The sequence below is a fragment of the Streptomyces sp. NPDC049627 genome, assembly GCF_044465645.1.
Classification (GTDB): domain Bacteria; phylum Actinomycetota; class Actinomycetes; order Streptomycetales; family Streptomycetaceae; genus Streptomyces.
In genome coordinates this window covers 340,339-353,053 of the sequence record NZ_JBITLW010000003.1, presented here as the reverse complement: position 1 = coordinate 353,053, position 12,715 = coordinate 340,339, and the positions used below count along the sequence as shown (strand labels likewise).

Annotated in this window: 11 protein-coding genes; 3 read left to right on the top strand and 8 right to left on the bottom strand. The window is 69.5% G+C overall.

From position 1 onward, the window contains the following. Positions 1-9 precede the first annotated feature (9 nt). The gene (locus ACIBU0_RS10705; RefSeq protein WP_398815549.1) at positions 10-2,976 is read right to left on the bottom strand and encodes a UPF0182 family protein; all 2,967 of its coding nucleotides are present in this window, start codon (positions 2,974-2,976) and stop codon (positions 10-12) included. A gap of 164 nt (positions 2,977-3,140) precedes the next feature. Here ACIBU0_RS10705 and ACIBU0_RS10700 point away from each other — a divergent pair, with 164 nt between their 5' ends. Continuing rightward, on the top strand, positions 3,141-3,683 hold the full coding sequence (locus ACIBU0_RS10700; RefSeq protein WP_398814836.1) for a PPA1309 family protein: 543 nt from the start codon (positions 3,141-3,143) through the stop codon (positions 3,681-3,683). 73 nt (positions 3,684-3,756) lie between these two features. Here ACIBU0_RS10700 and ACIBU0_RS10695 read toward each other — a convergent pair whose 3' ends face one another. The 4 genes from ACIBU0_RS10695 to ACIBU0_RS10680 form a co-directional block, all read right to left on the bottom strand. Next, positions 3,757-4,854, bottom strand: a complete 1,098-nt coding sequence (locus ACIBU0_RS10695) for a PDZ domain-containing protein (RefSeq protein ID WP_398814834.1) — start codon at positions 4,852-4,854, stop codon at positions 3,757-3,759. 86 nt (positions 4,855-4,940) lie between these two features. Then, positions 4,941-5,105, bottom strand: a complete 165-nt coding sequence (locus tag ACIBU0_RS10690) for a hypothetical protein (RefSeq protein ID WP_398814831.1) — start codon at positions 5,103-5,105, stop codon at positions 4,941-4,943. A gap of 163 nt (positions 5,106-5,268) precedes the next feature. Beyond that, on the bottom strand, positions 5,269-5,730 hold the full coding sequence (locus ACIBU0_RS10685; protein ID WP_398814829.1) for a molybdenum cofactor biosynthesis protein MoaE: 462 nt from the start codon (positions 5,728-5,730) through the stop codon (positions 5,269-5,271). A gap of 326 nt (positions 5,731-6,056) precedes the next feature. Beyond that, complete coding sequence (locus ACIBU0_RS10680; protein WP_398814827.1) at positions 6,057-7,169, bottom strand: SDR family oxidoreductase; 1,113 nt, start codon at positions 7,167-7,169, stop codon at positions 6,057-6,059. A 192-nt stretch (positions 7,170-7,361) separates the two neighbouring features. Here ACIBU0_RS10680 and ACIBU0_RS10675 point away from each other — a divergent pair, with 192 nt between their 5' ends. Next, positions 7,362-8,807 (top strand): zinc-dependent metalloprotease, encoded by a 1,446-nt coding sequence (locus ACIBU0_RS10675; protein ID WP_398814824.1) that lies wholly within the window; start codon positions 7,362-7,364, stop codon positions 8,805-8,807. Beyond that, positions 8,804-9,325, top strand: a complete 522-nt coding sequence (locus ACIBU0_RS10670; RefSeq protein ID WP_398814821.1) for an NUDIX hydrolase — start codon at positions 8,804-8,806, stop codon at positions 9,323-9,325. The genes ACIBU0_RS10675 and ACIBU0_RS10670 overlap by 4 nt, the downstream gene beginning before the upstream one ends. A 44-nt stretch (positions 9,326-9,369) precedes the next feature. Here the strand turns inward: ACIBU0_RS10670 and ACIBU0_RS10665 are convergent, their stop codons facing one another. Genes ACIBU0_RS10665 through ACIBU0_RS10655 form a run of 3 tightly spaced genes read right to left on the bottom strand, consistent with a single transcriptional unit; the run spans position 9,370 to position 12,597 of the window. Continuing rightward, complete coding sequence (locus ACIBU0_RS10665; protein ID WP_398814819.1) at positions 9,370-10,125, bottom strand: AIM24 family protein; 756 nt, start codon at positions 10,123-10,125, stop codon at positions 9,370-9,372. A gap of 17 nt (positions 10,126-10,142) precedes the next feature. Continuing rightward, positions 10,143-10,823 (bottom strand): AIM24 family protein, encoded by a 681-nt coding sequence (locus ACIBU0_RS10660; protein ID WP_398814816.1) that lies wholly within the window; start codon positions 10,821-10,823, stop codon positions 10,143-10,145. A 13-nt stretch (positions 10,824-10,836) separates the two neighbouring features. Next, complete coding sequence (locus ACIBU0_RS10655; protein WP_398814813.1) at positions 10,837-12,597, bottom strand: TerD family protein; 1,761 nt, start codon at positions 12,595-12,597, stop codon at positions 10,837-10,839. Between the last annotated feature and the right edge of the window lie 118 nt (positions 12,598-12,715).

Genomic DNA, 12,715 nt, shown 5'->3' with positions numbered 1-12,715 from the left:
CCGCTGTCGCTAACCGCCGGTGGGACTGCTCGACGGACTCGGACTCCCACTCGCACTGGGACTCGCACTCGGCTTCGCACTGCCGCCGCTGTTGCCACTGCCGCCCTTGCCGGCCTGCGCCTGGGCGTCCTCGGCCCGCTTCAGCGCGTCCTCGAGGTCCTTCTGCGCCTTGCCGTACGCCTCCCAGTCGCCCTTCTTCAGGGCTTCCTGGCCGGCCTCGAATGCCTTCTGGGCGTCGTTGAGCGCTTCTTGGACCGTCGGGTTGGCCGACGTCGGCGGAGGCTTCGTGCCGCCTTCCTCCTCGCCCTCGTCCGGTGGCTGGGTGGTCGGGCCCTCCGCTCCGAAGACCTTGTTGAGGGCCTCGCCGAGCGTGTCCTCGAAGGCGGTGGTGCCGCCGTAGGACACCAACACCTTCCGCAGCAGCGGGTACTTCAGTCCACCACCGCGTACGTAGACCGGCTCCACATAGAGCAGTCCGCCGTCCAGCGGGACCGCCAGCAGATTGCCGTACTCGACCTCCGAGTCGCCGCCTCTGAGCAGCCTGATCGTCTCGGCGATGTTCTGCTCGGAGTTGAACTGGCTCTGGACCTGACTGGGGCCGTTGACGGTGGTGTTGGTCGGCAGTTTCAGGATTCTGATCTTGCCGTAGTCACTGGTGCCCGCCTCCGCGTCGACGGCCATGAAGGCACTGAGGTTGTCCCGGCCGTTCGGTGTGAACGTCGTCGTCAGCGAGAACGCCTGCGCCGCCTGGTCGGGCATCTTCATGCTCAGGTAGTACGGCGGCACCGCGCTGCCCGACTTGTTGGTCGGGTCGTCCGGCACCTGCCAGACCTCGCTGCCGCTGAGGAACGTCGTCGCGTCCTTCACGTGGTAGCGGGTGAGCAGCTCGCGCTGGACCTTGAACAGGTCCTGCGGGTAGCGCAGATGGGCCATCAGATCCGTGGAGATCTTGCTCTTGGGCTCCACCGTGTCCGGGAAGGCCTTCATCCAGGTCTTCAGGACCGGGTCCTGGGTGTCCCACTGGTAGAGCTTGACCTCACCGGTGTAGGCGTCGACCGTCGCCTTCACCGAGTTGCGGATGTAGTTGACCTGGTTCTGCTGGGCCACGACCGCCCGCTGGTTGTTGCTCGCGGTCAGCGAGTCGGCCGTCGTGTCGCCCAGGGTCGTACGCGAGGAGTACGGGTAGCCGTTGGTCGTCGTGTACGCGTCGACGATCCACTGGATGCGGTGGTTGACCACCGCCGGGTAGGCGTCACCGTCGATGGTCAGCCACGGGGCGACGGCCTCGACGCGATCCTTGGGCGTGCGGTTGTACAGGATGCGCGAACCGTCGCCGATCGCACCGGAGTACAGGATCTGCGGCTCGCCGAACGCCACCGCGTACGCTGCCCGGTTGACCGGGTTGGACAGGCTGACACCGCTGTCCGCCTGGTAGCTGTAGGTCTTCTCACCGCTGTCGTCGGAGTAGTCGATCTCCTTCTGGGGACCGCCGACGATCGAGTACATGGTGGTCTTCTCGCCGTAGTAGACCCGCTGCTCGTACGTCCCGAGGTCGCCCTTGGACGGCAGGTCGGACTCGGTGAACTCCGGTCGGCCCTGGGAGTCGGCGTTGGTGCCCTCGGCGGCGACCACGCCGTAGCCGTGGGTGTAGCGGAAGTGGTCGTTGATCCAGTTCCGCTTCGGAATGCCGTTGAGGTTGATCTCACGCAGACCGATGACCGTGTCCTGGTCCTTGCCGTCCTTGGCGTACCGGTCGACGTCCAGGTTGGTCGGGAACGCGTAGTAGTTCCTGATCTGCTGGAGCTGCTGGAACGTCGGCGAGACGATGTTCGGGTCCATGATCCGGATGCTCGCCGTGGAGTCCACGTCGTCCCGCAGCTGGGTCTTGTCCTCGGTCTTGCTCGTGCCCGGGTACTCGGTGACCTTGGCGCCGTCGATGCCGTACGCCTCACGCGTCGCCTTGAGGTTCTTCTCGACGTACGGCGCTTCCTTGGCCTGCTCGTTGGGCTGGACCTGGAACTTCTGGACGATCGCGGGGTACAGGCCGCCGATGAGGATCGCCGAGAGCACCATCAGGCCGAAGCCGATGACGGGCAGCTGCCAGGTGCGCCGCCACAGGGTGGCGAAGAACAGCAGCGCGCAGATGACGGCGATGCAGAACAGGATCGTCTTGGCCGGCAGATAGGCGTTGGCGTCGACGTACCTGAGGCCGGTCCAGTTGTCGGTCGCCTTGAAGTCGCTGGACTTCACGGCGAGTCCGTACCGGTCCAGCCAGTACGCGACCGCCTTCAGGGCGACGAAGATGCCGAGGAGGACCGACAGGTGGCCGGTGGCAGCGGCCGTGGCGCGCGCGCCCGGGCTGGTGATGCGCAGCCCGCCGTACAGGTAGTGGGTGAGCGCGGCGGCGATGACGGAGAGGATCGCGGCGGCGAAGCCGAACCCGAGCAGGAACCGGTACCAGGGCAGGTCGAAGGCGTAGAAGGAGACGTCGAGGTCGAACTGCGGGTCCTTCTCGCCGAAGGACACGCCGTTGACCCACATCAGCCAGGTGCGCCACTGGCTGGAGGCGGAGGCACCGGCGATCAGGCCGACGAGCGCGGTGATCGCGAAGAGCAGCCACTTCTTGTACGGCGCGATGCCCATGCGGTAGCGGTCGAGGCTCTGCTGCTCCATCGACATCGCGCTCAGCGGCGGGCGCAGCCGGTGGGCCAGCCAGATGTTGAAGCCGACCGCGAGGGCCATCAGCAGACCGAAGACGAAGAACAGCCCGATCTTCGTCCACAGCGTCGTCGTGAAGACCGACGAGTAGTGCACCGACCGGTACCAGAGCCAGTCCGTCCAGAATCCCGCGAACATGGTGAAGGCCATGCCGAGGACGGCGAGGACGCCCAGTGTCATGAGCAGGGTCCGGACACGCCGGGACGGGCGGCCCACTCTCATCCGTGGCCCGGTCGGGCCTCCGCCGCGGTCCGGCATCTGGAAAGCCAAGGTTCGCACCCCGAAGTTCGCTGTTGATCCGTCAGGCCCGCGTCTTCGTGGACCCTCCGTGGCCCCCCGTGATCGCGGGCCCACACCTATGCAACTTACTCACCGTTTACTCGGTTCCCGATTCCGGTCAGGAACGAGGCAGGATTGTGACCATGTCCAACACTCCCATGGCGGCGAGCCCGCTCACCCGGGCCGTTCTCGAGATCGACGAGTACGCCTCCGGCCTCGGCTGGGACCAGCCCGCCCGCCTCTTCGCCCTCGTAGACACCGCACGGCTGCGGGCCCAGGAACCCGGCCTCGCCGCCCAGCTCGGCCTGGGGGACGAGCAGGAGTCCTCCGGCCTGACCCCGATCGAGCAGGACGAACTTCCAACGGGCAAGGCGCTCGACGAGTTCCTCGGCACGATCGCCTGGCCCGACGCGGTGGCCGGCTGCGCGCTCACCGTCGAGCGCCTGATGCTGCCCCCGTCCGCCGAGGCCCAGGTGCCTCAGGGCCTGAGCGAGGCCAAGCTCTCGAAGTGGGTGGCCGATCACCCCGAGCGCCAGGAGGTCCGTATGACGGTCGCCGTGCTGCGCGACGGCGCCCGCGAGTCGGCCCTGCGCCTGCGTGAGAAGGACTCCCCGACGGAGGTCCTCACCGGCCCGGACCTGGTCCCGGGCCTGGCGGAGGCACTGGCGGCGACATTCGAGGACTGAGGTATTCCGGTACGGCGGTGGGGGCGCCCCTTGAGATAAGGGGCGCCCCCACCGCCGTACTCAGGTCTGCCGCTCAGTCCTTGGTCGTGCACTTCGGCAGGTCGGCGGTGTCGCCGGAGCGGATGTCCTTGAGGGCGTCGAGGGCGTCGGAGATGGTGCCGACCTTGACGAGGGTCAGCCCGTCGGGAACGTCCCTGGCAGCGGTCGCGCAGTTGTCGGCGGGGGTGAGGAAGTACTGGGCGCCCTTGTCGCGCGCGCCGACGGTCTTCATCTCGATGCCACCGATCGGTCCGACCTTGCCGTCGTCGTCGATGGTGCCGGTGCCGGCGACGAACTTGCCGCCGGTGAGGCTGCCCGGAGTGAGCTTGTCGTAGAGCCCGAGCGCGAACATGAGGCCCGCACTGGGGCCGCCGACGTCGGCGAGCTTGATGTCGATGGAGAACGGGAAGGTGTGGTCGGTCCCGGCGGAGATCCCGACGATGGCGCGCTTCTCGCCGCTGTCGTCGGACTCGGCGGTCCTGATCGTGATCTTCTCGGTCTTCGTCGGCGTCCTGCGCTCCTTCTCCGCGGCCGCCTGCTCCTTGGCCGGCACGATCGTGAAGACGACGTCCTCGCCGGGCTTGTGCTTGGTGACCAGCTCGGCGACGTCGCCGGGTTCCTTCACCGCCGTACCGTCGACGGCCTTGATCACATCACCGGCGTGCAGCTTGCCCTCGGCCGGTGTGCCCTGCACCACGGTCGAGACGATGACCCAGCTCTGCACCGGGATGTCCAGCTCCTTCAGGGCGGCGACCTTGGCGCTCTCCTGGGACTGGCTGAACTCCTCGGCGTTCTCCTGGGTGGACTGCTCCTCGGTCTTGCCGTCCGGGTAGAGGGTGTCGTGCGGCACGACCTTGTTGTCATGTGCGAGCCAGCCGTAGACGGCCTCGACGAGGTTCATCTTGTAGTCGGCGCTGGTGACCCGGACGGTGGTCATGTTGAGATGCCCGGTCGTCGGGTAGGTCTTGTGCCCGGAGACCTGCAGCACCGGCTCGCCGTCGTGCTCGCCGAGGGTGTTCACCGTCGGCCCCGGGGACATCTCCGAGTACGGCACGGGGATGAAGACTCCCGCGCACAGGAGCGCGATCAGCATCAGGGTGGAGGCGAGCATCGTCGCGGTGCGGCGTGGCATGCCAAGACAGTACGTGACACTCCTGTCAGCGCCCCGTCAGGGCTATCTGACCGTGACCTGTCAGCGCTGCCCCGTCCGCCGCGCGGTCACGTGCGGGAGGAAGGCCGCTCCATGGCCTCGCGGAACCGGGCATAGCCGTCGAGCTCCGGACCGTCGCCCCGAGCCTTCCGGGTCCGGTTGGCCCAACTGCCCCACAGACCGGCGCCGATCGCAGCCATGAGCGGAATCAGCAACCAGGTGAGCGCCGCCATGCCGTCCTCCCATCCCCAATGAGTGACCGCAAACTGACTGATCAGCAGATTAACCACTGGCACTGACAACGCTCACGCCAGGGGTGCGGTTACGCAACCGGAGTGGGGTGGAAAGGGTTCGGACGGCCCTGTCCTGCGGGCAAACGGGTTCGGGCGGACCTGCTCAGCAGGAGCCGACCCACTCCTCGGTGCCGTCCGAGAACTTCTGGTGCTTCCAGATGGGCACCTCGTGCTTGAGATCGTCGATCAGCTTCCGGCAGGCCTCGAAGGCCTCGCCGCGATGGGGGCAGGAGACGGCGACGACCACGGCAAGATCCCCCACTCTGAGATCCCCGACACGATGGACGGCCGCAAGGGCCCGCACCGGATACTCGGCGACGACCTTCTCCGCGATGCGCCGCATCTCCGCCTCGGCGCTGGGATGGCACGAGTAGCCGAGCTCGTCGACATCGGCACCCCCGTCGTGGTTCCGCACGGTCCCCACGAAGAGCGCGATGCCACCGGCGGCGTCGTCCCCCACGGCCCGGAAGACCTCGTCCACGGAGAGCGGCGTCTCGCGGATGCCGATCAGCTTGATGGGGTCCTGTGCGGCCTGCTCACCGGGGTGGTCGTTCGTGGTAGCCATGCGCCCATCGTGCCTCACGCGCGGAACCAGGGGGAATAGCGCTATCGCCCGGCACGCGCGCGTGGTGTTTTGGATCCTTCTACAGGATCGGCCCATCCCCACCCGCAGGGGGCGGCCACCTCTCGGCGCCGGCCCGCGTCATCCAGCCCGTCTGGGGGTGTCCCCTCTGGGGGAGTTTGAGGACGAGGCCCCTTCAGGGCCGAAGCGGGGGTCTGGGGGCGGCAGCCCCCAGACACCGGGGTCGAAGGGGCAGCGCCCCTGGGATGGGACGGGTAGGGGCGGCGGGGGGCGAGAACCCCCGACCCCCGACCCGGCACACGGCACCCTCAGATCCGCCGCCGAGCCTTCCGAGCCCTCCGCACCACAGCGGCCGCGCCCAGCAGAGCCACCGTGGCGCCCGCGGCACCCGCCGCCGTCGCGTCCTTCCTGCCCAGCCGACGCCCCGCGACCGTATGCCTCCCGGAGACCTCTTCCAGCAGCTCAGCGAGCACTTCCTCGTTGGTCCACTGCGGCCGCCACCCCGCGTCATGGAGCCGGCTCCCGCTCACCACCCAGGGGTACATCGTGTACGCCAGGTCCCCGGCCGGAGAGGGCGTCAGCCCGATCCGGTGCAGCCGGGCCGCCGCGCCCAGCGCCACGGCCGACGGCAGCTCCATGCGCCGGATCCCGCTGAGCTCCTCGACCTCCTCCTGCTCCAGCCATCCGTCGCATCCGACGGCGAGCTCCCCGTCGACCTTCTCCAGGACGGCGTACTCCAGGGCACTGCACAGATCCTCGACATGACAGAACTGCCAGGCAGGTCGCGACCCGGCGACGACAAGCAGCCGGGGTGACTCGAAGTACCTGGTCAGCGCGGTGTCCGTGCCTCCCACCAGCACGGCCGGCCGGACAACGGTGACATTGAGTCCCGGGTGAGCCCGCGGCGCCCTGCGCGCGAGGCGCTCGATCTCCAGCAGGTCCCCGACGCCGGTGGCCTCCGCGGTCGCCCGCAGCTCCGCGTCCTCGGACAGCGGCAACTCGTTGTCCGGCAGCGCCCCGTACACCATCGCGGAGGTGCAGAGCACGACCCGGTGGATCCCGGCCGCCGCTGCGGCCGTCAGCACGGTCTGCGTCCCCCGAACGTTGTACGCCGTCCGCGCGGCCGGATCCGTCTCCAGATCCAGGTCCAGTGCCAGGTGCACGACCACGTCGGCGCCCCGGAGCTTGTCCGCGATGGCCGGGTCCCGCACGTCCAGGATGTGCCACTGCGCCGCGGCACACTCACCGCGCCGCTCGTCGATGGCGATGACCTGCTTGACCTCGTCCGACACGGCAAGCCGCTCGGTGAGCAGCGCGCCGACACCGGACGCGGCACCGGTCACCGCGACGACGGGCCCGCGGGCGGCGGGAGGGGTTGACCGGTTTCGCGCTGCGCGAACCTGCGGATCAGGGGAACTCACCGGGCGTCTCCAGCGGTTGTCTTCAGTACGAACGCGAGTGACGCGTCCGTACCAGGTGGCATCCATCCTGCCGCAGGCCAAGAGTCGGCGAAGCACCGAGGCCCGAACGGCTCGCGGTGTCTACGCTGGGTGGTGTTATCGGGCAGCCGCGCCGCCGGTGCCAGCCGGTGGCCTTACCAGCCGAGGAATCCCGTGAGTGACACCCCATTCGGATTCGGCCTTCCGCCGGAGGAGCCGGAAGACGGCGACGAGGGCAAGAAGAAGGACCAGCAGAGCGGCGGTGGTCAGGGGCCGGCCAACCCGTTCGGTTTCGGGCTGCCCGGTGCCGGGGGCTTGGGGGGCGGTGCCGACAATCCGTTCGCAGCCATGTTCGGTTCGCTGAACCCCACCGACCTGGGCGCCGCGTTCCAGCAACTGGGGCAGATGCTCTCGTACGAGGGCGGCCCGGTGAACTGGGACATGGCCAAGCAGATCGCCCGCCAGACGGTCTCCCAGGGCACCTCCGACGGCACGAAGGACGCGAGCGTCGGCCCGGCCGAGCGCAGAGCGGTCGAGGAGGCCATCCGTCTGGCCGATCTGTGGCTGGACGACGCGACGTCCCTGCCGTCCGGCGCGGGGTCCGCCGTGGCGTGGAGCCGCGCGGAGTGGGTCGAGGCGACCCTGCCCGCGTGGCAGGAGCTCGTCGACCCGGTCGCCGAGCGTGTCGGCACCGCGATGGGCGACGTCCTGCCGGAGGAGATGCAGGCCATGGCGGGCCCGCTCATCGGCATGATGCGCTCGATGGGCGGCGCCATGTTCGGCACCCAGATCGGGCAGGCCGTCGGCGTGCTCGCGGGCGAGGTCATCGGCTCGACCGACATCGGCCTGCCGCTCGGCCCGGCCGGCAAGGCGGCGCTGCTGCCGGTGAACGTCGAGGCGTTCGGCAAGGACCTGGGCGTCCCGAAGGACGAGGTGCGGCTGTATCTCGCCCTGCGCGAGGCCGCCCACCAGCGCCTCTTCGCGCACGTGCCGTGGCTGCGCTCGCACCTGTTCGGTGCGGTCGACGGCTATGCGCGCGGGATCAAGGTCGACACCGCCAAGCTGGAGGACGTCGTCGGCCAGTTCGACCCGCAGAACCCGGAGCAGCTGCAGGACGCCCTGCAGCAGGGCATGTTCCAGCCCGAGGACACACCGGAGCAGAAGGCGGCCCTGGCCCGTCTGGAGACGGCTCTGGCGCTCGTCGAGGGCTGGGTGGACGCTGTGGTGCACGCGGCCGCGAAGCCCCGCCTGTCGTCCGCGGACGCGCTGCGCGAGACGCTGCGCCGCCGCCGCGCCTCGGGCGGCCCGGCGGAGCAGACGTTCGCCACCCTGATCGGCCTGGAACTGCGCCCGCGCCGCCTGCGTGACGCCTCCCGCCTGTGGGCCTCGCTCACCGACGCGCGCGGTGTCGACGGCCGTGACGCCCTGTGGCACCACCCGGACATGCTGCCGACGGCCACCGACCTCGACGACCCCGACGGGTTCGTGCACCGCGAGCAGATCGACTTCTCCGAGCTGGACAAGATGCTCGGCGAGGCGGCGAGCGGCTCCGCCGGCAAGCCGGACCTGAAGAAGGACGACTCCAAGGACGACGACAGCAAGGGCGACGGCACAGAGTGAGCCTGTACGACGACGCGGTCCTCGTCCTGAAGGGGTACGAGGGCCAGCAAGAGCTGCGCCAGGCCTATCTGGACCATCTCGAGGCTCATCCGGACGGCATGTGGAAGGCGTGCGGGGCCGGGCACATCACGGCGAGTGCCCTGGTGATCGACCCGTCCAGGGAGCGCGTGCTGTTGACCTTGCACAGGAAGCTGCGCATGTGGCTCCAGATGGGCGGCCACTGCGAACCGGGCGACACCACACTGGAGGCGGCGGCGCTCCGTGAGGCCACCGAGGAGTCGGGCATCGCGGGCCTGACTCTTCTCCCGGGCGGCCCGGTACGGCTGGACCGGCACCCGATCCCAGCGCCGTGCCACTGGCACTTCGACGTCCAGTACGCGGTCGTGGCACCGCAGGACGCCGAGCACGCCATCAGCGACGAGTCACTCGACGTGCGCTGGTTCCCTTACGCCGAGGTGGCCGCCGTAGCGGACGAGTCAGTCGTACGGCTTCTGGAGGCAACGCGCGCTCGACTGTGACGGTGTAAGGGGTGACCGCCATGGCCGTCACCCCTTACCTGTGCTCAGCTCCAGACGTTGCCCTGGTTCTGCCCCCGGGCCCCCTGCTGCCCCATGCCGTACTGCGCGGCGAGGCCCGAGCCGATCTGGGCGTTCTGCGGCGGCAGCAGTTCGCTGGGCTGGACGAGCGCGAAGCCGCTGCCCATGAAGCTGAGCTCCCAGCCCTCGCCGGTGTTGCCGCGGCGCCGCCACACCCCGGAGGAGTGCGTCTGGGCCTGCATCTGGACGCGCAGGGCAGTCGACCAGGCGACGATCGCGTCGGCGTCGCAGTTGACGTACTTGTCGGGCGTCACCTGCATCATCAGCGGCATGCCGGAGGTCATGAGGGCGACCTTGCCGCGGCCGGTGATGTTGAGCTGGTACTTCCCGGAGCCGGAGATGCCGTAGAGGCTGTCGACGGCGATGACCTCGTGGTGCAGCGAGGAGTCCATGGCCAGCACATAACTGCTGTCGACGGTCAGCCCGTCCTGCTCGACGTCCACGACGTGGACGTGCTGCTTGAGGTTGGCGAGGTAGACCGTGCCCTGCCCGTGGCAGCGCATGAGGTCGAGGCCCTCGCCGGTGTGCGCACGCGCGCGTCCCTGCTGGTTGCTCTGGTACTCGGCGTCGAACTCGACCAGGCCCTGGTAGGCGACCATGGTCCCCTTGCGGGCGAGGATGTCGTCGTGCCCTTCCAGGACGACGCGGAGCATCTGCTTGTTCTGCAGGCTCCAGCGCTCCTGGCTCTGCTGGTCGTTGTAGGCGAAAAGCGGGCTTTGCATGGCTTTCTGGCTCCCCCTCAGCCCCGGATCCGGAGGCGGTCGGTGCTGTCCTCGCTGGGCTGGACGACGACGATGCCCTGGCCGGAGAAGGCCATCTGGTAGGCCTCGCCGCTGCCCCGGCCGATGAGCGACTGCGCCTTGAAGCTGCGCTTGCCCTTCACCTTGAGGTTCGGGGACCAGGCGACGAGCGCGTCCGGGTCGACGTACGTCTCGTCCTCGCCGCCGCCGCAGTCGACGACGATCGGCTTGCCCCGGGAGGTCAGCGCGACCCAGCCCTGCCCGGAGATCTTGGTGTTCCACAGCCCCTGCCCGGCGAACTTCGCCAGTCCCTTCACCCGCTCGACACCCCACGTGAGGTGGGCGTCGAACGCGAGCAGGTTGGTGGCGTTGACGGAGATGCCGTCACCGTTGAGGTTGATGACGACGACGTTGGCGCCGTAGTCGGCGAGGTAGAGCAGGCCGTCGCCGGAACACTTCATCAGGGGCGCGCCCTCGCCGGTCATCCAGTCCTTGGCGATCTGGCGCACGGCGGGCGGGTTGGGCTCGTACTGGACGAAACCTTCGTAAGCGATCATCGACCCCACGCGCGCGAAGAGGTCGTTTCCGGTCTGCATGGCGACCTTCAGCATGTGGTTGCCGTGGTTCTCCATGCGGGCGCCGACGGGTGCGGGGGCGTAGCCCGCGAGCGGCTGGTTCATGACGGGCTCTCCCTCAGATCTCGTACGGCTGGACGACGATGAAGTTGCCTGGCGCGCCCCGGAACTGGAGGTTGACACTCTCGCCGGTGGCGCCGGGGTAGGCGTTGCGGCGCATCCGGACCTGGCTGGAGACGACCACCTGGGCGGCGGACGACCAGGCGACCACGGCGTTGGCGTCGGCGAACGTCGTGGGCGTGACCGGGAGCACCACGGGCGTGCCGTGCGTCTTGACGACGAGCGTGCCGGTGCCGGTGAACTGCATCGTGAACAGCGCGCCGCCGGGGATGCCGTGGCCCTCGATGCGGCGGACCTCGTACTGGAGGCCCTCGTCGAAGGCGAGGACGTTCTCGGCGGAGACGCAGACGCCGTCACCCTGGAGCTCGATGGGGTGCAGCATCGTGGAGTTCTCGGCGAGGAACACCTGGCCCTGGCCGGTGCAGCGCATCAGCTGCATCTCCTGGCCGGTCGCGTTGCCCACGATCCGGCCGGCGAAGCCTGCGCCCTTGTGGCTGAAGTCGACCTTGCCCTGGTACAGCACCATGCTGCCCTGCCGGGCCAGCACGGGCTGGCCGCCGATGCCGAGGTCGACACGGATCAGCTTCTTGTTCTGCTGCGTCCAGCGCTGCCCGGTGGGGGTCTCCTTGAACTGCTGGAGTGCGGCGGCCACACCGGGACCCTGGGGCGCGCCTTGGGGAGCGCCCTGAGGGGCACCGTAGGGGGCCTGCTGGCCCGGGGCCTGGCCGTACGGGGGCTGCTGGCCGTAGCCCGGCGGCGGGGTCGGCTGGCCGTAACCGGGCGGCGGGGCAGGGGCCTGCGGGGCCTGGGGCTGGGCGTAACCGGGGGGCGGCGGGGCGCTCGGAGCGGGAGCCTGACCGTACGGCGCCTGCTGGCCGGGCTGGCCGTAGGGCGCCTGGGGGCCGGGCTGACCGTACGGCTGCTGCTGACCCGGCTGGCCGTAGGGCGCGGGCGCCGGGGCCGGGGGCGGCGGGGTACCGCCGGGCGGCGTCATGGGCGCGACGATGGTGGGCTGGGCGTGGACCGACGGCGCCGGGGCCGGGGGCGGCGGGGTGGCGCCGGGCGGGGGTGCGAAACCCTGGGCGGCCGGCTGCGGGGCCGGGGCGGGCGCGGGAGTCGGTGCCGAGGCGGCCGGAGCGCCGAACGCGGGCGGCGCGGCGGCCTGGGCGGGCGGGGCGAAGCCGGGAGCGGCGCCGGTCTGGGGCTGCTGCGGGGCGGCGGGTGCCTCTTCCTCGGCGACCTCGCCGCCGAAGTTCTTCAGCAGCGCCTCGAGGCCGCCGTCGAAGCCCTGTCCGACCGCCGCGAACCGCCAGACGTCCTTCAGGTAGAAGTCGCCCAGCATAACGGCGCGTTCGGTGGAGAACTCCGAGCCGTCGAAGGCGTACCGGGCCACCTCCTCGCCGCCGGCGACGATACGGAGGTACCCGGGGTTGATCTGCGACATCTGTCCGGCGCCGTCGATCGTCGCCGTGAAGGACAGCTTATGGATCTGCGGGGGGATCTTGTCGAGCGTGACCCGGAAGGACTCCGTGTCACCGGCCTGGGTACCGAGGAGCTGGATGGCCTCCTCGGGGGACTTCGGCTGATTGAAGAAGACGAAGTAGCGGTCGTCCGAGAGCCGTTCGTCGGCGTCGAGACCGAAGCAGCTGATGTCGAAGGTCAGCCCTGGGGCGGAGATCTGTACCCCTACGTACAGATCCGTGCCCGCGGTGAGGTCACTGATCCTGGCCTTGTGGCCGCGTTGGAATTCCCTGGCCATGCGTAACGACCGTCCCCCATCCCGAATGTGAGTGCGTCGCGCCAGGCTAACGGCAAACTCGGACATCGGACGAAGCCGGTACAGACCCGGTACACAACGCCGGCCCGCCCGGGCCGGA

What these genes read in the sequence shown, in the direction of transcription:
- ACIBU0_RS10685 (WP_398814829.1), bottom strand. Translation starts at nt 5,730, where the DNA reads ATGGCTACCACGAACGACCACCCCGGTGAGCAGGCCGCACAGGACCCC.
- ACIBU0_RS10700 (WP_398814836.1), top strand. Translation starts at nt 3,141, where the DNA reads ATGTCCAACACTCCCATGGCGGCGAGCCCGCTCACCCGGGCCGTTCTC.
- ACIBU0_RS10695 (WP_398814834.1), bottom strand. Translation starts at nt 4,854, where the DNA reads ATGCCACGCCGCACCGCGACGATGCTCGCCTCCACCCTGATGCTGATC.
- ACIBU0_RS10705 (WP_398815549.1), bottom strand. Translation starts at nt 2,976, where the DNA reads ATGCCGGACCGCGGCGGAGGCCCGACCGGGCCACGGATGAGAGTGGGC.
- ACIBU0_RS10660 (WP_398814816.1), bottom strand. Translation starts at nt 10,823, where the DNA reads ATGAACCAGCCGCTCGCGGGCTACGCCCCCGCACCCGTCGGCGCCCGC.
- ACIBU0_RS10690 (WP_398814831.1), bottom strand. Translation starts at nt 5,105, where the DNA reads ATGGCGGCGCTCACCTGGTTGCTGATTCCGCTCATGGCTGCGATCGGC.
- ACIBU0_RS10665 (WP_398814819.1), bottom strand. Translation starts at nt 10,125, where the DNA reads ATGCAAAGCCCGCTTTTCGCCTACAACGACCAGCAGAGCCAGGAGCGC.
- ACIBU0_RS10655 (WP_398814813.1), bottom strand. Translation starts at nt 12,597, where the DNA reads ATGGCCAGGGAATTCCAACGCGGCCACAAGGCCAGGATCAGTGACCTC.